The sequence below is a fragment of the Paraburkholderia sp. SIMBA_030 genome (assembly GCF_046535245.1).
In the GTDB taxonomy this organism is placed as follows: domain Bacteria; phylum Pseudomonadota; class Gammaproteobacteria; order Burkholderiales; family Burkholderiaceae; genus Paraburkholderia.
The window spans coordinates 302472-323859 of record NZ_JAWRXB010000008.1; the positions used below are offsets into that span (position 1 = coordinate 302472).

Genomic DNA, 21388 nt, shown 5'->3' on the forward strand with positions numbered 1-21388 from the left:
TTTCCAACGCGCTCTTCGTTGCAGTTGATGCTGCAGCGATAAAAAAAGCGGCCTTTGCAGGCCGCTTTTTTGTTTGCCGAGAGCGGCAATCGCTCATAGCTGATGCACGAAGGCGCGAATCCCGCCTAGTATCATCTCGACCGAAATCGCCACTAGCACGAGTCCCATCAGCCGCTCGAAGGCCATCATCGTACGCTCGCCGAGCCACGACTGAATGCGCTCCGCCAGCATCAGCACGATCGCGCAGACGATCATCGTGACGGTCAACGCACCGATCCACTCGAACATCTTGCCGGGCGCCTGCGACGTCAGCAGCATCACCGTCGCCAGCGCCGACGGGCCCGCCAGCGCCGGAATGGCGAGCGGCACGATCAGCGGTTCGCCGCCGCGCGTATCGCCGCCGAACGGACCGTCCGGGTGCGGGAACACCATCCTGAGCGCGATCAGAAACAGCACGATCCCGCCACCGATCCGCAACGACTGGTCGGTCAGACTCATCATGCGCAGAAAGCGGTCGCCGACCACCATGAAGACGAGCAGGATCGTGAAGGCTATCGCCACCTCACGGAGAATGACGATCGTGCGCCGCTGCGGCGCCACCCCGCGCAAGCAACTGATAAAGAGCGGGATGTTGCCGAGCGGGTCGGTGATGAGCAGCAGCAGGACAGTCGCGGACAGGAAGGTGTACTCCACCGTCCGCTCCGCTTAGCGCGCCAGGGCGGCGCGAATCTTCCCGATCACCGTTTGGGCGGCGTCTTCGACAGGCAGCAGCGTCGCTTCAGCGTCGCGGCGGCCCTGGTATTCGAGCTTGCCTTCCTTCAGGCCACGATCGCCGATCACCAGACGATGCGGCACGCCGATCAGCTCCCAGTCGGCGAACATCACGCCCGGGCGCTCGCCGCGGTCGTCGAGGATCACGTCGATGCCCGCTTCGACCAAAGCCGCGTACAGCTTGTCGGCCTCTTCGCGCACCGCTTCGCTGCGGTCGTAACCCATCGGGCACAGCACGACTTCGAACGGCGCAATCGACTCCGGCCAGATGATGCCCTTGTCGTCGAAATTCTGTTCGATTGCCGCGCCCAGAATACGCGTGACACCGATGCCGTAGCAGCCCATTTCCATCGGCTGTGGCTTGCCGGTTTCATCGAGGCACGTGGCGTTCATCGCTTCCGAATACTTCGTGCCGAGCTGGAACACGTGGCCGACTTCGATACCGCGGCAGATGTCGATGACGCCCTTGCCGTCCGGTGACGGATCGCCCTTCTGCACGTTGCGGATATCGGCGACGACCGGTTCCGGCAGATCGCGGCCCCAGTTCACGCCAGTAGTGTGGTAATCGACCTCGTTCGCGCCGACCACGAAGTCGCTCATGTTCGCCACCGTGCGATCCGCGACGACCTTGACCGGCTTCTTCGTGTCGATCGGGCCGAGGTAACCCGGCGGCGTGCCGAAGGTCTCGACGATCTCAGCTTCAGTCGCCATGCGGAATTCGGCCAGACCCGGCAGCTTGCTCGCCTTGATCTCGTTCAGATCGTGATCGCCACGCAGCATCAGCAGCCAGATGGTCGGCTCGGCGCCTTCGTTTTCCGTTGCGAGGACGATCGACTTGATCGTGCGTTCGAGCGGAATGTTCAGCAGTTCAGCCACCGCTTCGCACTTCGCCTTGCCCGGCGTTGCGGTCTTCTTCATGTCCTCGGCCGGCGCCGCGCGTTGCGCATACAGCGGCAGGGCTTCGGCCGCTTCGACGTTCGCGGCGAACTCGGAAGTCGGGCAATAGGCGATCGCGTCTTCGCCGGTCTCGGCGATCACGTGAAACTCATGCGAGCCGCTGCCGCCGATCGAACCGTTGTCCGCCGCCACCGCGCGAAAGTCCAGACCGAGGCGCGTGAAGATGCGCACGTACGCGTCGTACATCTTGCGATACGACTCGCGCAGGCCTTCCGCGTCCTTGTCGAACGAGTACGCGTCTTTCATGATGAACTCGCGGCCGCGCATCACGCCGAAACGCGGGCGGATCTCGTCGCGGAACTTCGTCTGGATCTGATAGAAGTTCACCGGCAATTGGCGGTAGCTCTTGATCTGGTTGCGCGCGATGTCCGTCACCACTTCTTCGTGGGTCGGTCCGATCACGAAATCGGATTGTTTGCGATCCTTGAAGCGCAGCAGTTCGGGGCCGTACTTTTCCCAGCGGCCCGATTCCTGCCACAGCTCGGCTGGCTGCACCGCCGGCATCAACAGCTCGATCGCGCCTGCCCGGTTCATTTCTTCGCGCACGATGGCTTCCACCTTGCGGATCGAACGCAGGCCGATCGGCAGATAGTTATAGATACCGCCGGCGACGCGGCGGATCATGCCGGCACGCACCATGAGCTTGTGACTGACGATCTCGGCGTCGGCGGGAGCTTCTTTCAGGGTGCCGATAAAGAAACGGGAAGCTTTCATTCAGATTTTCCAAAAGCGGCGGCTCCGGAGGGACCGCCCGAAAGGTGAAAACGGTGGGGAATCGACGCAGACCCAACGCAGACCTGGCGCAGGCCCGCCAGACCGCGGCGCCGACGCTGCCGCGCAAAGCCTTTGCAGCAAGGGGTAAGGCGCAGAAACACTGACAGGCTACCGCAAACACGGCCCTTTTGCGGCGAATCGTTCCATTCTGGTGCGAATCGGTGCGTCGGGTCCGTTATCTGTTTATAATCAAAGCAATTTTAAAGGATTCGAAGGTGATTGTATGCTGGATCGTGAAGGCTTTCGCCCGAACGTCGGCATCATCCTCTTGAACGCGCACAACGAGGTGTTTTGGGGCAAACGGCTCCGTGAACATTCCTGGCAGTTTCCGCAAGGGGGCATCAAGTACGGCGAGACCCCCGTGCAAGCTATGTATCGGGAGTTACACGAAGAAACCGGGCTGCTTCCTGAGCACGTCAAGGTGATCGGTCGCACGCGCGACTGGTTGCGTTACGAGGTGCCTGACAAGTTCATCAAGCGCGAAGTACGCGGTCATTACCGCGGCCAGAAACAAATCTGGTTTTTACTCCGGATGGTTGGACGCGATTGCGACATCTGCTTGCGCGCCACCGACCACCCTGAGTTCGATGCGTGGCGCTGGAACGAGTATTGGGTGCCGCTCGACTGTGTGATCGAGTTCAAGCGGGATGTGTATCAGTTGGCGCTGACGGAACTCTCCCGTTTCATGCGCCGGGCTGCGCCGCGTGCGGAAAAACCTGGCGGGCACCATGGGCCGCGTTATCCCCGGATAGCGTCGTCGATGGAAAGTCCGCCGGATTCGACGGCAATGACGGTGACCACCGTTAGTATCGAAACATCGATTCACACGACGTCGATTGTGTCCGATTGCGGGTCGGGAACCGCGGTTGACGCCGCATCGGAACAGGAAAACGAGCCGGATCGCGGAACCACCGGCTTGCTCTTGCGTAGCGGCGTGCGCAGTCAATAACTCTATGCGGCTGTCCATGCCGCCTCTGCCGGCGCGGCTCCATGAGCCACGCCGGCGTTTCGAGGAAATCATATTGAAAGCACTTGCTCTCGTTGTGGCGTGCGTCGCCACCGGCGCCCTGCTGGCCGGCTGTTCGAGCGCCGGCAAACCTACCAATCAGGACGACAGCGCGTTCCACTACCTGCTGGACAAGCCGACCAACTGGGTTGAAAACAAGGTGGACACCTTGCCGCCGCTGCCGCAAGACTCGAATCTGTTGCCTTTCGAGGTTTCCGGTAATACGCCGCTCCAGTTTTCGATCGATAGAAACTCCGTCAGCGTCGGCTCCGACGGCGTGGTGCGCTATACGGTGGTCGTGACGAGCTCGAGCGGCGCGCGCAACGTGAACTACGAAGGGATCCGTTGCGACACATATGAATGGCGCCTCTATGCTGGCCTGAACGCCGATCATGACGGCTGGGACCGGACAGTTGAGAACGGCTTCACGCGCATTGAGAACGGCGCGCTGAACGCCTATCAGGCAACGCTGTACCAGGACTATATGTGCGCGAACAAGATACCGACGGGCAAGGCGAGCCAGATTGTCGAGAATATCCGCTACAAACGCACGGCGACCTCGTTGATTCGCTAAGGCGCTTTGTCAGCGTTCTTCGAATCTGAAGGCGTCGCGGACGGAAAAAAGCCGTTCCAGTTCACGCTGGAACGGCTTTTTTGTATGCTGCGCGTGCCTTTGTCGGTAGATCAGACCAGTACGAGGTTGTCGCGATGGATCAGTTCCGGCTCCAGCATGTAGCCGAGCACCGATTCAATATCGCCGCTCGGACGCCGCTGGATCAACTTGGTTTCCGCGCTGCTGTAGTTCGTCAGACCGCGCGCGACTTCCCGCCCCGCGACGCTCAGACACGCAATCACTTCGCCGCGTGCAAACGCGCCCTGCACGCCGACGATGCCGATCGGCAGCAAGCTCTTGCCGCCTTCTGTCAGTTTCTCGACCGCGCCGTCGTCGATCACGACATGGCCGCGCACCTGCAGGTGATCCGCCATCCATTGCTTGCGCGCCGCCATCCGCGCGGTGCGCGCAATCAACTGCGTGCCGATCGCTTCGCCCGAGGCGAGCCGCGACAACACATCCGCTTCGCGACCGCTCGCGATCACCGTATTGGCGCCGCTGTGCGCCGCGCGCTTGGCCGCGAGAATCTTGGTCAGCATACCGCCGCGGCCGAGGCTCGAGCCCGCGCCGCCTGCCATCGCTTCGAGTTCCTGCGCACCGGCATCGGCTTGCTGGACCAGCGTTGCGTTCGGATCCTTGCGCGGATCGGCGGTGAAAAGCCCTTGCTGATCGGTGAGGATGACGAGCGCATCCCCTTCGATCAGGTTCGCGACCAGCGCACCCAGCGTGTCGTTGTCGCCGAACTTGATCTCGTCGGTAACGACTGTGTCGTTCTCGTTGATGATCGGCACGACGCCCAAACGTAACAGCGTAAGCAACGTGGAGCGCGCGTTCAGATAGCGTTCGCGATCAGCCAGATCGGCGTGAGTCAGCAGAATCTGCGCGGTTTGAATCGAATGCTCGGCAAAGCGGCTTTCGTAGACCTGCGCAAGACCCATTTGACCGACGGCCGCGGCCGCCTGCAACTCGTCGATTTCGCGCGGCCGCCTGGTCCAGCCGAGCCGCTGCATCCCTTCGGCAACGGCTCCTGAACTGACCAGCACCACTTCCTTGCCCTGCGCGCGCAGTGCGGCAATCTGCGCGGCCCAGCGGCCGATCGCAGCATGATCGAGGCCGCGCCCGTCATTCGTGACGAGGCTCGATCCGACTTTCACTACCAATCGCCGTGAATCTGCGATGACGGAACGCATTGTGCGCGGTCTCCCAAGATGACGCGTGATGTCTGCCGGCTGCCCTCACAGGTGCCGGCGCTCAGGCTTGTTATTCCTGCGGGTCGGCGCTGTCCGATGCCGCAGCGGCCGGCGCTTCCGGTTTTTCGCGGAAACGCACGTCCGCGGCGAGGTCTTCAGCTTCGGCCGCACGCTGCGCGTCCGAATGCGCGGCGATGTGGTCGAACACCGCGTAGCAAAGATTCTCACAACCCTGGCCGGTCAGCGCCGAGATTTCGAACACTGGACCGTCCCAGCCGAAGCCTTTGAGGAACGCAGCGACGCGCGCTTCACGCTCGTCTTCCGGCACCATGTCGAGCTTGTTCAGCACCAGCCAGCGCGTCTTTTCATACAGCAGTTCGTCATACTTGCGCAGCTCGTTGACGATGGCCTTGGCTTCCGCGACCGGATCGACCGCGTCGTCGAATGGCGCGAGGTCGACGATGTGCAGCAACAGGCCCGTACGCTGCAAGTGGCGCAGGAACTGGTGACCGAGGCCGGCGCCTTCCGCCGCGCCTTCGATCAGGCCAGGAATATCGGCGATCACAAAGCTACGGCTCGGCCCAACGCGCACCACGCCGAGATTCGGCGCGAGCGTCGTGAACGGGTAATCGGCGATCTTCGGCCGCGCGTTCGACACCGAGGAGATAAAGGTGGACTTGCCGGCGTTCGGCATGCCGAGCAAACCGACATCGGCCAGCACCTTCAATTCGAGGCGCACCATGCGGCGCTCGCCCGGCTTGCCGTCCGTCTTCTGGCGCGGCGCACGGTTCGTACTGGATTTGAAATGCAGATTGCCAAGACCGCCCGCACCGCCTTGGGCGATCTGCACGCTCTGGTTGTGCTCGGTCAAATCGGCGATCAGCTCGCCGGTTTCCATATCGGTGATGGTGGTACCGACCGGCATGCGCAGTGTGATGTCGTCGCCGCCCTTGCCGTAGCAGTCCGCGCCGCGGCCGTTTTCGCCGTTGCGCGCCAAATGTTTCTTCGCGTAACGGTAGTCGATCAGCGTGTTGATGTTGCGGTCCGCGACCGCGATCACACTGCCGCCCCGCCCGCCGTCGCCGCCATCCGGGCCGCCAAACGGAACGAATTTCTCGCGGCGCATCGACGCGCTGCCATCCCCTCCGTCGCCGGCGATGACTTCAATCCTCGCTTCGTCAATGAACTTCATGCGTAACTCCGTCCCGTGGTGTACTGCCAGATGGTGCTGCTAGATTTAAAGCTATCGGATGCCGCTATTTTGCCGCGCCCGCCGCGCGACGATCAATCGACCGAACGGCATAGGTGCGCCGGAATGCGGCAATTGAATTGGGCAACAATACGCTGCAATAAAAAAGGCCCCGCGAACTTCGCGGGGCCTTTTTCCGGTCCTGAAGCCCGTGCCTGACTAATCTCAGACTGCTGCCGGGACGACGTTGACCATGTGCTTCTTCGCTGCGCCCTTCGTCGAGAAATTGACGTGGCCGTCCGTCAGCGCGAACAAGGTGTGATCCTTGCCGATACCGACGTTTTCGCCCGGATGCATACGCGTGCCACGTTGACGCACGATGATGCCGCCAGCGTTGATCGCTTGACCGCCGTAAACCTTCACGCCGAGACGCTTCGATTCAGAGTCGCGGCCGTTCCGGGACGATCCGCCTGCCTTTTTGTGTGCCATTTGATTTGCTCCTTAACCGTTGCGCTTACGCGTTGATCGCGTCGATGCGCAGTTCGGTATAGTTCTGGCGGTGGCCGCCATGCTTCTGGTAGTGCTTCCGGCGACGCATCTTGAAGATGGTCACTTTTGCGTGACGACCTTGCGACACGACGGTAGCCTTGACGGAAGCCCCACTGACCAGCGGCGTACCGAACTTAATCGATTCACCTTCGCCCACTGCGAGAACCTGGTCGAGCGTGATTTCAGCGTCAATGTCTGCCGGTATCTGTTCTACTTTAAGTTTTTCGCCGACAGCAACTTTATACTGCTTGCCACCGGTTTTTATGACCGCGTACATTGAGAACCTCACTCTGTATTCATTTTTTCCACGCACCGCGCGCGGAAACCCGTGATTATACATAGAGTTAGCTGCGCGGTCAAAACTCGTTGAGAGGTGCCGCGAGCGCACCCCGGCAACTCGCCGTCAGTCCCGGCGCGCGGCCTTGCCACAACCCGCATCGCACCGCGCCGTAGCCGGCGACCCGGAACTGCTGCGATTCGCCTTATAATTCGCGGCACTACCCAATTCAGCCATCATGTCGTCGACTGCCACCCCCTCCTCCAACGCCGCCAGCCTGCTAGCTCCGATTGCCGAAGACATGCAGCAGGTCAATCGCGTCATCCGGCACCGTCTGGCGTCCGACGTGATGCTGATCAATCAGATCTCCGAGTACATCATCAGCGCCGGCGGCAAACGGCTGCGGCCCGCGCTGCTGCTGCTGGTAGCGGGCGCGCTGGGCGAAACCACCGGGCATCGGCATGAACTGGCCGCGGTGGTCGAATTCATTCATACGGCCACACTGCTGCACGACGACGTGGTCGACGAATCCGATCTCCGGCGCGGCCGGCAGACCGCCAACGCGCTGTTCGGCAACGCGGCAAGCGTGCTGGTCGGCGACTTCCTGTACTCGCGCTCGTTCCAGATGATGGTCGGCGTGGGCAAGATGCGCGTGATGGAGATTCTGTCGGAAGCGACCAACATCATCTCCGAAGGCGAAGTCCTGCAACTGCTTAATATGCACGACGCCGACGTGGACGAAGCGCGCTACATGCAGGTGATCCGCTACAAGACCGCCAAGTTGTTCGAAGCCGCCGCCCAGCTCGGCGCGGTACTGGCCGGCTCGGACGCGAAGACCGAAGCCGCCGCGGCGGAATTCGGCCGGCGCATCGGCACCGCGTTCCAGATCATGGACGACTGGCTCGACTACACAGGCACGGCGGAATCGATGGGCAAGAATGCCGGCGACGATCTGCGCGAAGGCAAACCCACGCTTCCGCTGATCTATCTGATCGAACGCGGCACACCGGAGCAATCGGCGCTCGCACGCGAGGCGATCGAACAAGGCGGCACGGATCGTTTCGATACGATTTTCGAAGCCATCACGCGTTCTGGCGCGCTGGATCACACGCTCGAATGCGCGAAACAGGAAGCCCAGGCAGCTGCCGCCGCAATTTCTTCGTTTCCCGATTCCAATTTCAAAGATAGCCTGCTAGAATTATGCTCTTACTCGACGGCAAGACAGTCTTGAACGAGACTGAAACACCGTAGGAGTCCAGCAGTACAAATCGGGGTGTAGCTTAGCCTGGTAGAGCGCTACGTTCGGGACGTAGAGGCCGGAGGTTCGAATCCTCTCACCCCGACCAGATTTGCCTTGTTAGCTCAAGGCTTGAAAAACCAAAAACCGCCCAGCTTGCTCGGCGGTTTTTTGTTTTTGGGTCGCGATTTTGCGCGTCTCGCGCAGCTTATTGAAAACTGAAAACGCCGCGAAACCGCACGCAAGCGCGCTACCCGCGGCCTCAAGCCTTCCCGGCCAGGCGGCTGGCGCCGCCCCCTCTGCTATATTCTCTCCATCCTGTCCCCTATCGTTCACGACGCGTGGAACAACTTCCCTTATGGGCGCAGATTGGCGCCGTCTTTCTGCTGCTCGTCTGCTCCAGTTTCTTTTCGATTTCCGAAACGGCGATGATGGCAATCAACCGCCATCGCCTGAAACATCTTGCCAATCAGAACGCGCTCGGCGCGAAGACCACTCAGGGTCTGCTCGCGCACACCGACCAGCTGTTAAGCGTGGTCCTGATCGGCAACAATCTGTTCAACACGATCATCCCGGTGCTCACCACCTCGATCGCGCTGCACACGTTCGGCCGTAACAACCTGGTGCTGTCGATCGCGACGGGCATCGTCGCGTTTCTGATTATCGTGTTCGCGGAAATCACGCCGAAAATCGTCGGCGCGACGTTCCCGGAAAAAATCGCGCTGCCCGCCAGTCTGCTGATCGCGCCGATGATGCGCGTCGCCAGGCCGCTCGTCTGGTTCGTCAATCTGTTCGCGAACACCATCTTGCGGGTGCTGCACATCAATACCAAGGGCGCGTACGATCAACGGCTTTCCACCGAAGAGCTTCGCACCATCGTGCTCGAATCGGGCAGCTTCATGCCCACCAAGCACCGCAGCATTCTGCTGAACCTGTTCGACCTCGAAAATATTTCCGTCGACGACGTGATGATTCCGCGCCGCCGGATCGAAGCGCTCGACTTCGACGCGCCGTTCGAGCAGATCCTGCATCAACTCGAAACCTGCTATCACAACAAACTGATCGTCTATCAAGGCGATATCGACCGTGTGCTCGGCGTGCTGCACGTACGCAAGACCCTCGCAGCGCTGCACAACCAGGAGCTCGAGCGCGAGACGCTGCGCGAACTGCTGGCCGAGCCGTATTTCGTGCCGTCCGGTACGCCGGTGTTCCAGCAATTGCAGTACTTCCAGGAGAGCCGTCATCGCACGGCGCTGGTCGTCAACGAATACGGTGAGCTGCAAGGGCTGATCACGCCGGAAGACATCATCGAAGAACTGATCGGTGAATTCACCACGTCGATTCCCCGGGGCGCGAATTCGCGTGGCGGCTGGAACGAGAATGGCGAATGTATCGTCGCTGGCAGCATGCCGTTGCGTGAACTGAACCGCTGGCTTCAACTCACGCTGCCCACCGACGGACCGAAAACACTCAACGGCCTGATCCTCGAAATTCTCGAAGACATTCCCGATGGCGACGTGTGCGTGCAGATCGGCGAGGTGAAACTCGAAGTGATGCGCAGCGACGATCAGGCGATCCGCACGGTCAAGCTGTTCAAGCCACCGACGCGCTCAGGTGCGAAGGCCGGCAAAGCAGCGCGCGGTTGATGCCTGCACGCGGCAGCATCGCATACGAGCGCAGCGCGCGCCATTAGCCGCTCGGCTGAATGGTGGCGAGCGCCGCCTTACCGGATGATGGAGTCGTTGTGTACTACAGGCGGCTCATCGCCGATCCCCCATGCAAACATCTTTTCAGCCGGCGGCTTCGGCGCTGCGGCCCATCGCTTTCGATAACGAAGGCGCGGCCAAACCGAAACCCAACGCGCTAGCGACCAACGCCGGTGCAAGCCTCGCCGATCCTGACAACGCCCCTGCCGTTCGGCTGCTGACCGACACGCTGCAGGAAGCAACTCGCCGCAGCGCTTCTGACCTGCACATCGAACCGGCGGAGCATGGCTGGCGCGTGCGTTTGCGGATCGACGGCGTGCTGCACGAGATCCCTGCGCCACCGGCACATCTGCGCGACGCGTTCATCACGCGCGTGAAGGTGCTGGCGCGGATGGACATCGCCGAGCGGCGGGTCCCGCAGGACGGGCGGCTGCGTATCGCCACGTCGCCCGGCCGGACCGAAGACTATCGCGTCAACTCACTGCCTACGCTGTTCGGCGAAAAGCTGGTGTTACGCAGGCTCGACGCGCTGCCCACCGATCTTTCGCTCGACTCGCTCGGCCTCGACCCGCAACAGCGCGAAGCCGCGGAAGCGGCGATCCGCGCGCCGCACGGCCTCGTGCTCGTCACCGGCCCGACCGGCAGCGGCAAAACGCTGTCCCTGTATTGCTTTCTGCAACTGCTCAATGACGAGGCGCGCAATCTGTGTTCGGTCGAGGACCCGGCCGAAATCCAGCTGGCCGGCATCAATCAGGTCAGCGTGCGCGAAAAGGCCGGGCTGACCTTCGCGGTGGCGTTGCGCGCGTTTCTGCGTCAGGACCCGGACGTGATCATGGTCGGCGAGATACGCGACTACGAAACCGCCGACGTCGCCGTGAAGGCCGCGCAAACCGGCCATCTGGTGCTGTCCACCTTGCATACGAACGACGCCCCGGCTGCTGTCGCGCGTCTGATCGACATCGGCGTCGAGCCGTACAACCTCGCCGCCGCGCTGCGGATGGTGACGGCGCAACGGCTGGTGCGGCGGCTTTGCACGGCGTGCCGCGCACCGGCGCCGCAATCGGCTGCGGCGCTGCGAGCAGCGGGCTTTGCCGACGACCAACTCGACGGCTGGCAACCGTATGCCTCCACCGGATGCGCGGCCTGCCACGGCATCGGCTACCGGGGCCGCGTCGGGGTTCACCAGGTGATGCCCGTCTCCGATGCGATGCGTGAGCTGATGGTGGCGAGCGCGGGCACGCACGAACTTGCACGTCTCGCCCAAACCGAACGGGTGGCCACGTTGCGCGACGCGGCGCTGGCCCGGGTGCGCGACGGCACCACGAGTCTCGCGGAAGCACTTGCCGCTACCGAGGTCGCATGAGCACGGTCACATCTCCTCAGCCCGCGGCAGTCGATTTGCGCTTCAGATGGCGCGGCGTCGACGCCGACGGCGTACAAAAAAACGGCGCGCTCATTGCACCGGATGTCGGCGCCGCGCGAGCGATGCTCAAGCGCGACAATCTGTTCATCGTCGAACTGACGGCACGCGGGCCGGCGCCGCGTCCCACAGCGCGCGCCGCCGACGTCACGACATTCACCCGCCAGCTTGCCAGTCTGCTACGCGCCGGTTTGCCCCTCGCGCCTGCGCTCGACCTTCTTGCCCAAACGCAGCGTTCGCGCCAGCCTGGCATGCCGCGGATCGTCGGCGCGCTGGCGCGTGATATCGCCGGCGGCCTGCGGTTCTCGGCGGCGTTGCAGCGGCATCCGGCACAGTTCAATGCACTGTATTGCCAGCTCGTCGAGGTCGGCGAAGCAGCCGGCGCATTGGCAACGGTTCTCGCCCGGCTCGCCGACGATCGCGAACGGGCCGCCGCGCAGCGTGCCAAGGTACGGGCGGCGCTAACCTATCCGGTCGCTATCCTGTTGCTTGCGATTGCGATTACCGCGGCGTTGCTGATATGGGTTGTCCCGACTTTCAAACAGATCTTCGACGGCTTCGGCGCGAAACTGCCGGCACCCACGCAGTTCGTGCTGGCACTGTCGTCCGCCGCCGCACGCTGGAGCGTGCCCGTATTCGTCATGATCTTCGCCGCGGCTTGGGCTATGACGTTTCTGCTACGACGTTCCGAAGCGGCGCGCATCTCCTTCGCCCGTCTATCGCTGACAATGCCGGTCGCCGGTCCGCTGCTCGGCACGTTGTGCGCAGCCCGCTGGAGCCGCGCGTTGGGCACACTGCTGTCGGCCGGCACGCCGCTCGCCGACGCATTCGACTCTTTGACACACGCCACCGGCAATGCATCCTTCGACCGCGCCACCGTGGAAATCGCCGCGCGGCTGCGCCGCGGCGAACGACTCGCCGCGGCGATGCGCGCCGCGCACTGCTTTCCACCGGAAGTGGTCCAGCCGGTGGCGGTTGCCGAGGAGTCCGGCGCGCTCGATACGATGCTGATCGACGTGGCTTCGCTCGCCGATCGTCAGGTAGACGAAAAGATCGGCACGCTGTCAAGCTTATGCGAGCCGCTCGTCATCATCGTGCTGGGTACGCTGGTCGGTGGCCTTGTGATCGCGATGTATCTTCCCATTATTCAACTCGGCAACGTGGTGTAGCATCGCAGCCGAATCCAACTCTTTCGTTATGCAGGCGACCCTTCCGCTCGTGTCAGAAACTTCTTCCAGCGTGCTGTCGGGCTTGCTGCCCGGCCACTTCGCCACAGGTCTCGGCCTCGCGTTCGGCAGCTTGCCTGCCGGCCTGCAGATCGCGTTCGCGATCGTGTTCGGCCTCGTGATCGGCAGCTTCCTCAACGTGGTCGTGCATCGCGTGCCGATCATGCTCGAGCGTGCATGGCGCGAGGAAGTCAGCGAGGCCACCGAGAAACCACTCGAAGACGACGGCCTGCCCGCGCGCTACAACTTGTGGGTACCGCGTAGCGCGTGCCCGCACTGCGGCCATGTGCTGAGCGCCTGGGAGAACCTGCCGGTGCTGAGCTATCTGCTGCTGCGCGGGCGCTGCTCCGCATGCAAGACGCGCGTGAGCCTGCGCTACCCGTTGCTCGAAATCGCCAGCGCAGCCTGTGCGGCAGGCGCGCTTGCGCTGTACGGACCGACCGGCACGGCGCTCGCCGCCTTCGGCCTGTGCGCCGCGCTGCTGGCGATGAGCGCGATCGACATCGACACCCACCTGTTGCCGGACTCAATGACACTGCCGCTCTTGTGGGCAGGCCTGATCGTCAATTTCAACGGCATGTTCGCGAGCCTGCACGATGCCGTGCTGGGCGCGATCTTCGGCTATCTGGTGCTCTGGGTGGTGCACTGGCTGTTCCGGCTGGTGCGCGGTGTCGAGGGCATGGGTTACGGTGATTTCAAACTGCTGGCCGCGCTCGGTGCATGGCTCGGCTGGGCCGCGCTGCCGCAAATCGTACTGATCGCGGCAGTCACCGGCGCGGTGGTCGGTCTCGCGGCGACGTGGCGCGGACGCATGCGCTTCGAAGAACCACTGCCGTTCGGGCCGTTTCTGGCGGCGGGCGGTGCTATTACGCTGTTTCTCGGCACGCCGCTTTATCCGGCTTTAGGAGGCTGAAGCATGTTTGCTGTGGGATTGACCGGCGGCATCGGCAGCGGCAAATCGACCGTGGCGGATCTGTTCGCCGCGCACGGCGTGCCGCTCGTCGACACGGACCTGATCGCACATCGCATCACCGCGCCGCAAGGCATCGCGATGCCGCAGATCGCCGCCGAGTTCGGCAACGCCTTCGTTGCGGCAGACGGCTCGCTCGACCGCGCCCGCATGCGCACCCTGGTGTTCGGCGACGACGGCGCGCGCAAGCGCCTCGAAGGCATCACGCATCCGTTGATTCGCGCGGAGACCGAGCGCGAGCAGCGCGAGGCGCGCGGACCGTATGTCATCGTGGTCGTCCCGCTGCTGGTCGAGTCGGGTAGCTGGAAGACCCGTATGAACCGCGTGCTGACAGTCGATTGCAGTGTCGAAACGCAAATCTCGCGCGTGATGCGCCGCAACGCGTTCAGCCGTGAACAGGTACTGGCGATCATCGCCCGGCAGGCCACGCGCGAAGCGCGCCTCGCCGCAGCCGACGACGTGATCGACAACGACGACGTGCCGCTCGATGCGCTCACGGCGCAGGTCGACGCGCAGCATCGGATGTATTTGTCGCTCGCAGGCGCATGAGCGGCCATGCGCGCGTGTGAGCGGCACGTGACGAGAACGTGACGGAAACGTATCCGCGCGAACCATGGAACTTTGCAGCGACGAGAGAGCCGAAGCACGCCGAAAACCACCTGAAACACGCAAAAAAAGTTGCAAAAGCGCACTGAAAAAGTGCGTGATTGCTAGGGTAGTCTCACGGCATTAGAATGTTCTGCATTCCCGTCACCGACCACGCCCGAGGCGAGCCCGCTTGATCCTTTACGAGTACCCCTTCAACGAGCGAATCCGGACGCTTTTGCGCCTCGAAGATCTGTTCGAGCGCTTCACGTTCTTTCTGACTCAGGAAGATGCCAGGGAACATCACGTCGCACTGACCACGTTGTTCGAAATCTCTGAAGTCGCGGGTCGCGCGGATCTGAAGTCGGATCTGATGAAGGAACTCGAGCGGCAACGGCAGACGCTGGCGCCGTTCCGTGGCAATCCTGGCATCGAGCAGAACGCGCTCGAAGCTGTTCTCGGCGAAATCGAACAAACTCTGGCGGGGCTGTCGCAGATGCAGGGTAAAACCGGCCAGCATCTTGCAGATAACGAATGGCTCGCCAGCATCCGCAGCCGCGCGATCATCCCGGGCGGCACCTGCAAGTTCGATTTGCCGTCCTACTATGCCTGGCAGCAGATCCATCCCGATCAGCGCCGCCAGGACATCGCCAAGTGGGTGACGCCCCTGCTGCCGCTGCGCGATGCAGCCACGATCGTCTTGCGTCTCGCGCGCGAATCCGGTCAGGCGTCCAAGGTGATGGCGATGCAGGGCAGCTATCAGCAAATGCTGTCAGGCCGTTCTTATCAATTGATGCAGGTACGGGTGGCACCCGAATTGCGTGTGATCCCCGAGGCAAGCGCCAACAAGTACATGCTATGGGTACGCTTTACCGTGCAGGACGGCGATTTGCGCCCGCGTGCGGTGGATGTCGACGTGCCGTTCCAGCTCACCTTGTGCAGCTTGTAACGTTCGCCGTGTAAAACCGCACTGAGGGGCCGTGCCTTTAAGGCGGCGGGAAACGCCCCTATATTCGAGACATGTTCCGTTTGCGATTAACTGCCTGACCGTATGCCTACTGTCGTCAAATGCCCCACCTGCGGAAAGGATGTCCGCTGGACCCCTGAAAACCGCTTCCGCCCGTTCTGCTCCGACCGTTGCAAGCAGATCGACCTCGGCGCCTGGGCCGCCGAGAAATACAAGATCGGCGGCACAGACGAAGAAGCGCCGCCGGATGATTCGCCGGGTGGCGATTACAACCCGCATTAGACGCACCGGCCGCATGTATGAACGCGCGAGCCGACGCTGCTAGCGCAGCGCCCGCCACCGCGCGCCATTCTTCCTAGTTTTTCTCAGCCGCGAGCCATTCCAGCACCGGAATCGTCGCCGGCAACAGCGGCGAAACATCCGCGGGCAAGGCCTGCCAGACAAACGCCTGCCCCTCACGCCCATGCGGCTCGCCGACCCAGTCCGTCACCTTGCAGAAAAACAGCCGCACATAGGCATGCGGGTAATCGTGTTCAAGCGTGTGCCACAGGTGGCTCGCCTTGACGTCGATCCCCAATTCCTCGTGCAACTCGCGAGCGAGTGCCGCCTCGACCGACTCACCCGTTTCCAGCTTGCCTCCCGGAAACTCCCAATAGCCCTCGTACGGCTTGCCAGCCGGGCGCTGGGCCAACAAATAGCGCCCGTCCGGCTGAATCAGCACGCCGACGGCGACTTCCGTCACTGGCCGCCCGGCGGCATTCTTCTGCGCGTCGCTCATGCCTGGCTCTTCCGGCCCGACCAGTCGCGGGCGAACTGCCACGCGACGCGCCCCGAGCGCGAACCGCGTTCCAGCGCCCACACCAGCGCATCGCCGCGCGCGGCTTCGACTTCCGCGTCATCGCAGCCGAAATGCCGCAGCCAGTGGCCGATGATCGACAGGTAGTCGTCCTGCTTGAACGGATAGAAGCTGACCCACAGCCCGAAACGCTCGGACAACGAGATCTTTTCTTCGACCAGTTCGCCCGGATGGATTTCGCCGTCGGCCATGTGCTTGTACGTTTCGTTGTCGCTCATGTACTCGGGCAGCAGATGGCGGCGGTTCGACGTTGCATAGATCAGCACGTTGTCCGACTGCGCCGCGATCGAGCCGTCGAGCGCAACTTTGAGCGCCTTGTAGCCCGACTCGCCGTCTTCGAACGACAAGTCGTCGCAGAACACCACGAAGCGCTCCGGCCGTTGCGCGATCAGGTCGACGATGTCGCCGAGATCGTGCAGGTCGTCTTTATCCACTTCGATCAGACGTAAGCCGTCTTTCGCGTACGCGTTCAGGCAAGCCTTGATCAGCGACGACTTGCCGGTGCCGCGCGCGCCCGTCAACAACACGTTATTGGCCGGTTGCCTGTGCACGAATTGACGCGTGTTCTGCTCGATCAGACCTTTCTGGCGATCGATGTTTTGCAGGTCGTCGAGCGTGATCGCCGAGATGGCGGGCACCGGCTGCAGGTAGCCGCGCCCCTGGCGTTTGCGCCAGCGAAAAGCGACCGCGGCCGACCAGTCGATATCCGGCTCGGCGGGCGGAAGCATCGCTTCCAGACGGCCGAGCACGGCTTCGGCGCGCGTCAGAAACTGTTCGAGTTTGTCCATGGCTGTGAGTAAGCGGCAAGGCGCCGCGTGATGAACCTGATTACGAACGATAGTCGGCGTTGATACTCACGTAGTCGTGCGACAGGTCGCAAGTCCAGATCGTGGCTTGCGCATTTCCGCGACCGAGCACGACGCGAATGCCGATCTCGCTCTTTTTCATGACGCGCTGGCCGTCTTCTTCACGATAGGCCGGATTGCGGCCACCGGCCGTCGCGACCAGCACGTCGTCCAGATACAGATCGATCTTGCCGACGTCGAGATCGTCCACGCCGGCATAGCCGATGGCCGCGAGAATGCGGCCGAGATTCGGGTCCGATGCATAGAAGGCCGTTTTCACGAGCGGCGAATGGCCGATCGCGTACGCGATCTGGCGGCATTCACCGACGCTCGACCCGCCTTCCACGTGCACCGTCATGAATTTGGTCGCACCTTCGCCGTCGCGCACGATCAGTTGTGCGAGGGTCTGGGCGACTTCGGTCACCGCGTCGCGCAGCGCTGCATAAGCGGGCGAATCGGTTGACGTGATCGCCGGCAGGCTCGATTTTCCCGACGCGATCAGGATGAAAGAATCGTTGGTCGACGTATCGCCGTCGATTGTGATGCAGTTGAACGAGCGATCCGCGACGTGCCTGACCAGCGCGTCGAGCACGGGTTGCGCCACGGCGGCGTCGAACGCGAGGAAGCCGAGCATGGTCGCCATGTTCGGCTTGATCATGCCGGCGCCCTTGCTGATGCCGGTCAGCGTCACCGTGTAGCCGTCGATCGTGACTTGGCGCGAAGTGGCTTTAGGCAGCGTATCCGTGGTCATGATCGCCTGCGCGGCGTCGTGCCAGTGAGCAGCCTTGCGGTTGGCCAGCGCGGCCGGCAGACCCGCTTTCAGACGATCGACCGGCAGCGGTTCCAGAATCACGCCTGTCGAAAACGGCAGCACCTGTTCCGGTGCGATATCGGCCAGACGCGCAAGTTCCGCGCAGGTTTCGCGTGCATGCGCGAGCCCCGGTTCGCCCGTACCCGCGTTCGCGTTGCCGGTGTTGATTACCAGCGCGCGAATCGGCTTGCCGCCCGCGCGCACACGCTCAAGACTCTCGCGGCACACCGTGACGGGCGCGGCGCAAAAGCGGTTCTGTGTGAACACGCCGCCTACCGTCGCACCTTCGTCGACGGAAATGACCAGCACGTCCTTGCGGTTCGGCTTGCGGATGTTCGCCTCCGCCCAGCCTAGCGTAACGCCGGCGACGGGATGGAGTTGAGCGGGATCGATCGAGGGGAAATTGACAGCCATGGTCGCGACCTGTCGAAGAAAATGCCGGCAGAGCGCCGGCATCGAGGGATCGGAAACTGATGGCTCGGGCGTGCTGCCGAACCACCGCGAAATCACCAGCAAAGCACCGCGAAAAACGACGCGGCGCGCATAGAGCGCGCCGCCTTCGCGTTTACGCGATCTTACCGTGGCACTGCTTGTACTTCTTGCCGCTACCGCACGGGCACGGGTCGTTGCGGCCGACCTTCGGCACGTTCTCCGTGCCGATATCCGACGCGGCCGCATGCGACGAGCCGTGGATCATCGCGTCGCTAATCATCGCGGCGGTGGCCGCTTCCACAGCGGCAGGCGCTGCTGCTCCCGCTTCGGCAAATTCGGCGTGACGGAACTCGACGTTTTCGAGGTGGCTGCCCTGCTCTTCGTACTGCTCGGCAGCCTGCTCCAGCTGTTCCGGCGACTGGATCTGCACGTTCATCACCACGCGGGTGACTTCGAGCTTCACGGCATCGAGCATCGCGGCGAACAGTTCGAACGCCTCGCGCTTGTATTCCTGCTTCGGATTCTTCTGCGCATAACCGCGCAGATGGATGCCCTGCCGCAGATGATCGAGCGCCGCCAGATGCTCGCGCCAGCTACGGTCCAGCGTTTGCAGCATGATCGAGCGCTCGAACGCGCTGAACGATTCGCGGCCGACCTGCTCGACCTTCGATTCGTATGCTTCGTCCGCGGCGGCCTGCACCGCCTCGCGAATTTCGTCCGCGCTGATTGAGTTCGACTCGTTGATCATTTCCTGAATCGCAAGGTCGAGCTGCCATTCGTTACGCAGCACTTCCTCCAGCTCAGGCACGTCCCACTGCTCTTCGATGCTGCCGGCCGGCACGAACTGGTGAACGACATCGCTGATCACGCCATGACGCATTGCGCCGATAGTTTCGGTGATGTCATTCGCTTCGAGCAATTCGTTGCGCTGCTGGTAGATCACCTTGCGCTGATCGTTCGACACATCGTCGTATTCGAGCAATTGTTTGCGAATATCGAAGTTGCGCGCTTCAACCTTACGCTGCGCCGATTCGATCGAGCGCGACACGATGCCTGCTTCGATCGCTTCGCCTTCCGGCATCTTCAGGCGATCCATGATCGCGCGCACACGGTCGCCGGCGAAGATGCGCAGCAACGGATCTTCCAGCGACAGATAGAAGCGTGATGAACCCGGGTCGCCCTGACGGCCTGCACGGCCGCGCAACTGGTTGTCGATCCGGCGCGATTCGTGGCGCTCGGTGCCGACGATGTGCAGACCGCCCGCGGCCTTCACCTGATCGTGCAGCGCTTGCCATTCGTCATGCAGCTTCTGGATACGACGCTGTTTCTCGTCGGCAGGAATCGTTTCGTCGAGTTCGATGAAGGACGCCTGCTTTTCCGCGTTGCCGCCCAGCACGATGTCGGTACCGCGACCGGCCATGTTGGTGGCGATCGTGACGCGCTTCGGACGACCCGCTTCGGCGACGATCTCAGCTTCACGCGCGTGCTGCTTGGCGTTCAGCACTTCATGCGGCAAACCGGTCTGCTTCAACAGATGCGACAGCAACTCGGAGTTTTCGATCGACGTCGTGCCGACCAGCACCGGCTGACCGCGCTCGTAACAATCGCGGATGTCACGGATCACCGCGTCGTAGCGTTCCTTCGCGGTCTTGTAGATCTGGTCCTGCTTGTCGATCCGTTTCGGCGGACGGTTGGTCGGGATCACGACCGTTTCGAGACCGTAGATCTCGTTGAATTCGTATGCTTCGGTATCGGCCGTGCCGGTCATGCCGGACAGCTTTGCGTACATACGGAAGTAGTTCTGGAACGTGATCGACGCGAGCGTCTGGTTCTCGCTCTGAATCTTGACGTGTTCCTTCGCCTCGACAGCCTGGTGCAAACCGTCCGACCAGCGGCGGCCCGACATCAGGCGGCCGGTAAATTCGTCGACGATGATCACTTCGCCGTTTTGCACGACGTAGTGCTGATCCTTGAAGAACAGCGTGTGCGCGCGCAGCGCGGCGTACACGTGGTGCATCAGCGTGATGTTCTGCGGCGCGTACAGGCTCTCGCCCTCGCCGATCAGGCCCCACTCGGCGAGCAATCTCTCAGCCTTTTCGTGGCCAGATTCCGTGAGGAACACCTGCCGGCCTTTCTCGTCCAGCGTGTAGTCGCCCGGTTTTTCGACGCCGGTGCCGTCGGCCTTCTCTTCACCGATCTGGCGTTCGAGCAGCGGCGGCAGCGCATTCATGCGCACGTAGAGTTCGGTGTGATCTTCGGCCTGGCCGGAGATGATCAACGGCGTACGTGCTTCGTCGATCAGGATCGAGTCGACCTCGTCGACCACCGCGAAATTCAGCGCCCGCTGCACGCGCGCGTCGGTCTCGTAGACCATGTTGTCGCGCAGGTAGTCGAAGCCGAATTCGTTGTTGGTGCCGTACGTGATATCGGCGGCGTACGCTGCCTGTTTCGCGGCGTGATCCATCTGCGACAAATTGATGCCGACCGACAGACCGAGGAAGTTGTACAGACGCGCCATCCATTCGGCGTCGCGCTGCGCGAGGTAATCGTTGACCGTCACGACGTGCACGCCGCGGCCGGACAGTGCATTCAGGTAGACCGGCAGCGTAGCGACGAGCGTCTTGCCTTCGCCGGTGCGCATTTCGCCGATCTTGCCGTAGTGCAAAACCATGCCGCCGATCAGTTGCACATCGAAGTGGCGCATTTTCAGCGTCCGCTTGCTGGCCTCGCGGCAGACCGCAAAGGCTTCCGGCAGGAGCTTGTCGAGCGACTCGCCGCTCGCGATGCGCTGGCGGAATTCACCCGTTTTCGCGCGCAGTTGATCGTCCGTCAATTGCTCGATCTGCGGCTCGAGCGCATTGATCGCCGCGACGGTCTTTTGATATTGCTTGACTAGCCGCTGGTTGCGGCTGCCAAAAATCTTCTGTAGAAAACCGGTGGTCATCGGATCGGTGTCTGCGTCGCGGCTTCGGCTGGGTTCGCGGCGTGCAGTTCGTGCACGTGCGCT

General features: G+C 62.4%; 20 protein-coding genes and 1 tRNA gene. 11 read left to right on the top strand and 10 right to left on the bottom strand.

The features are described 5' to 3' along the window. Window positions 1–93 precede the first annotated feature (93 nt). Entirely contained in the window at window positions 94–693 is a 600-nt protein-coding gene (locus SB772_RS16380; protein WP_410834277.1) for a MarC family protein, read from the bottom strand. Between the two features lie 12 nt (window positions 694–705). Further along, window positions 706–2442, bottom strand: coding sequence for a proline--tRNA ligase (locus SB772_RS16385; RefSeq protein WP_410834278.1), 1737 nt, complete (start codon window positions 2440–2442; stop codon window positions 706–708). Window positions 2443–2725: 283 nt separating this feature from the next. On the opposite strand from SB772_RS16385, the gene SB772_RS16390 reads away from it, so the two are divergent. Then, the gene (locus tag SB772_RS16390; RefSeq protein ID WP_410834327.1) at window positions 2726–3451 is read left to right on the top strand and encodes an RNA pyrophosphohydrolase; all 726 of its coding nucleotides are present in this window, start codon (window positions 2726–2728) and stop codon (window positions 3449–3451) included. A gap of 73 nt (window positions 3452–3524) precedes the next feature. Next, on the top strand, window positions 3525–4082 hold the full coding sequence (locus SB772_RS16395; RefSeq protein ID WP_410834279.1) for a CNP1-like family protein: 558 nt from the start codon (window positions 3525–3527) through the stop codon (window positions 4080–4082). 110 nt (window positions 4083–4192) lie between these two features. Here the strand turns inward: SB772_RS16395 and proB are convergent, their stop codons facing one another. From proB to rplU, 4 genes are all read right to left on the bottom strand, one after another. Beyond that, a complete protein-coding gene (gene proB / locus SB772_RS16400) occupies window positions 4193–5311 on the bottom strand; it encodes a glutamate 5-kinase (RefSeq protein ID WP_410834280.1) in 1119 nt (372 codons plus the stop codon). Window positions 5312–5381: 70 nt separating this feature from the next. Next, window positions 5382–6503, bottom strand: a complete 1122-nt coding sequence (cgtA, locus tag SB772_RS16405; RefSeq protein WP_410834281.1) for an Obg family GTPase CgtA — start codon at window positions 6501–6503, stop codon at window positions 5382–5384. Between the two features lie 222 nt (window positions 6504–6725). Continuing rightward, window positions 6726–6989, bottom strand: coding sequence for a 50S ribosomal protein L27 (gene rpmA, locus SB772_RS16410; RefSeq protein WP_007180330.1), 264 nt, complete (start codon window positions 6987–6989; stop codon window positions 6726–6728). A gap of 25 nt (window positions 6990–7014) precedes the next feature. Then, window positions 7015–7326 carry a 50S ribosomal protein L21 gene (rplU, locus tag SB772_RS16415; RefSeq protein ID WP_007180329.1) on the bottom strand — a complete coding sequence of 104 codons (312 nt, stop codon included), beginning with the start codon at window positions 7324–7326 and terminating at the stop codon, window positions 7015–7017. Between the two features lie 238 nt (window positions 7327–7564). Here rplU and SB772_RS16420 point away from each other — a divergent pair, with 238 nt between their 5' ends. The 9 genes from SB772_RS16420 to yacG all read left to right on the top strand — a co-directional run bounded on the left by SB772_RS16420 (window position 7565) and on the right by yacG (window position 15719). Then, window positions 7565–8557 (top strand): polyprenyl synthetase family protein, encoded by a 993-nt coding sequence (locus SB772_RS16420; protein WP_410834282.1) that lies wholly within the window; start codon window positions 7565–7567, stop codon window positions 8555–8557. A gap of 38 nt (window positions 8558–8595) precedes the next feature. Continuing rightward, a tRNA-Pro gene (locus SB772_RS16425) sits at window positions 8596–8672 on the top strand. A gap of 232 nt (window positions 8673–8904) precedes the next feature. After that, complete coding sequence (locus SB772_RS16430) at window positions 8905–10209, top strand: HlyC/CorC family transporter (RefSeq protein WP_410834283.1); 1305 nt, start codon at window positions 8905–8907, stop codon at window positions 10207–10209. A 130-nt stretch (window positions 10210–10339) separates the two neighbouring features. After that, a complete protein-coding gene (locus tag SB772_RS16435) occupies window positions 10340–11632 on the top strand; it encodes a GspE/PulE family protein (RefSeq protein ID WP_410834284.1) in 1293 nt (430 codons plus the stop codon). Continuing rightward, window positions 11629–12858 (top strand): type II secretion system F family protein, encoded by a 1230-nt coding sequence (locus SB772_RS16440; RefSeq protein ID WP_410834285.1) that lies wholly within the window; start codon window positions 11629–11631, stop codon window positions 12856–12858. The genes SB772_RS16435 and SB772_RS16440 overlap by 4 nt, the downstream gene beginning before the upstream one ends. A gap of 28 nt (window positions 12859–12886) precedes the next feature. Continuing rightward, window positions 12887–13828 (top strand): prepilin peptidase, encoded by a 942-nt coding sequence (locus SB772_RS16445; protein WP_410834286.1) that lies wholly within the window; start codon window positions 12887–12889, stop codon window positions 13826–13828. A 3-nt stretch (window positions 13829–13831) separates the two neighbouring features. Next, window positions 13832–14434 (top strand): dephospho-CoA kinase, encoded by a 603-nt coding sequence (gene coaE / locus SB772_RS16450; protein ID WP_410834287.1) that lies wholly within the window; start codon window positions 13832–13834, stop codon window positions 14432–14434. A 229-nt stretch (window positions 14435–14663) separates the two neighbouring features. After that, on the top strand, window positions 14664–15419 hold the full coding sequence (gene zapD, locus SB772_RS16455; RefSeq protein ID WP_091798841.1) for a cell division protein ZapD: 756 nt from the start codon (window positions 14664–14666) through the stop codon (window positions 15417–15419). 102 nt (window positions 15420–15521) lie between these two features. Beyond that, the gene (gene yacG / locus SB772_RS16460; protein ID WP_410834288.1) at window positions 15522–15719 is read left to right on the top strand and encodes a DNA gyrase inhibitor YacG; all 198 of its coding nucleotides are present in this window, start codon (window positions 15522–15524) and stop codon (window positions 15717–15719) included. A 73-nt stretch (window positions 15720–15792) separates the two neighbouring features. Here yacG and SB772_RS16465 read toward each other — a convergent pair whose 3' ends face one another. From SB772_RS16465 to secA, 4 genes are all read right to left on the bottom strand, one after another. Beyond that, window positions 15793–16215 (bottom strand): NUDIX domain-containing protein, encoded by a 423-nt coding sequence (locus SB772_RS16465; RefSeq protein ID WP_410834289.1) that lies wholly within the window; start codon window positions 16213–16215, stop codon window positions 15793–15795. Further along, window positions 16212–17081, bottom strand: coding sequence for an ATP-binding protein (locus SB772_RS16470; protein WP_410834290.1), 870 nt, complete (start codon window positions 17079–17081; stop codon window positions 16212–16214). Before SB772_RS16470 ends, SB772_RS16465 begins: the two co-directional genes overlap by 4 nt. 40 nt (window positions 17082–17121) lie before the next feature. After that, window positions 17122–18363, bottom strand: coding sequence for a bifunctional glutamate N-acetyltransferase/amino-acid acetyltransferase ArgJ (gene argJ / locus SB772_RS16475; protein WP_410834291.1), 1242 nt, complete (start codon window positions 18361–18363; stop codon window positions 17122–17124). A 151-nt stretch (window positions 18364–18514) separates the two neighbouring features. Continuing rightward, window positions 18515–21325 carry a preprotein translocase subunit SecA gene (gene secA, locus SB772_RS16480; protein ID WP_410834292.1) on the bottom strand — a complete coding sequence of 937 codons (2811 nt, stop codon included), beginning with the start codon at window positions 21323–21325 and terminating at the stop codon, window positions 18515–18517. Window positions 21326–21388: the final 63 nt, after the last annotated feature.

Excerpts from the sequence above, each read along its gene's own strand:
- rpmA (WP_007180330.1), bottom strand. The coding sequence starts at position 6,989 with ATGGCACACAAAAAGGCAGGCGGATCGTCCCGGAACGGCCGCGACTCT.
- SB772_RS16445 (WP_410834286.1), top strand. The coding sequence starts at position 12,887 with ATGCAGGCGACCCTTCCGCTCGTGTCAGAAACTTCTTCCAGCGTGCTG.
- SB772_RS16435 (WP_410834284.1), top strand. The coding sequence starts at position 10,340 with ATGCAAACATCTTTTCAGCCGGCGGCTTCGGCGCTGCGGCCCATCGCT.
- SB772_RS16440 (WP_410834285.1), top strand. The coding sequence starts at position 11,629 with ATGAGCACGGTCACATCTCCTCAGCCCGCGGCAGTCGATTTGCGCTTC.
- cgtA (WP_410834281.1), bottom strand. The coding sequence starts at position 6,503 with ATGAAGTTCATTGACGAAGCGAGGATTGAAGTCATCGCCGGCGACGGA.
- SB772_RS16385 (WP_410834278.1), bottom strand. The coding sequence starts at position 2,442 with ATGAAAGCTTCCCGTTTCTTTATCGGCACCCTGAAAGAAGCTCCCGCC.
- secA (WP_410834292.1), bottom strand. The coding sequence starts at position 21,325 with ATGACCACCGGTTTTCTACAGAAGATTTTTGGCAGCCGCAACCAGCGG.
- SB772_RS16465 (WP_410834289.1), bottom strand. The coding sequence starts at position 16,215 with ATGAGCGACGCGCAGAAGAATGCCGCCGGGCGGCCAGTGACGGAAGTC.
- yacG (WP_410834288.1), top strand. The coding sequence starts at position 15,522 with ATGCCTACTGTCGTCAAATGCCCCACCTGCGGAAAGGATGTCCGCTGG.
- rplU (WP_007180329.1), bottom strand. The coding sequence starts at position 7,326 with ATGTACGCGGTCATAAAAACCGGTGGCAAGCAGTATAAAGTTGCTGTC.
- SB772_RS16390 (WP_410834327.1), top strand. The coding sequence starts at position 2,726 with ATGCTGGATCGTGAAGGCTTTCGCCCGAACGTCGGCATCATCCTCTTG.
- argJ (WP_410834291.1), bottom strand. The coding sequence starts at position 18,363 with ATGGCTGTCAATTTCCCCTCGATCGATCCCGCTCAACTCCATCCCGTC.
- proB (WP_410834280.1), bottom strand. The coding sequence starts at position 5,311 with ATGCGTTCCGTCATCGCAGATTCACGGCGATTGGTAGTGAAAGTCGGA.
- SB772_RS16420 (WP_410834282.1), top strand. The coding sequence starts at position 7,565 with ATGTCGTCGACTGCCACCCCCTCCTCCAACGCCGCCAGCCTGCTAGCT.
- coaE (WP_410834287.1), top strand. The coding sequence starts at position 13,832 with ATGTTTGCTGTGGGATTGACCGGCGGCATCGGCAGCGGCAAATCGACC.
- SB772_RS16470 (WP_410834290.1), bottom strand. The coding sequence starts at position 17,081 with ATGGACAAACTCGAACAGTTTCTGACGCGCGCCGAAGCCGTGCTCGGC.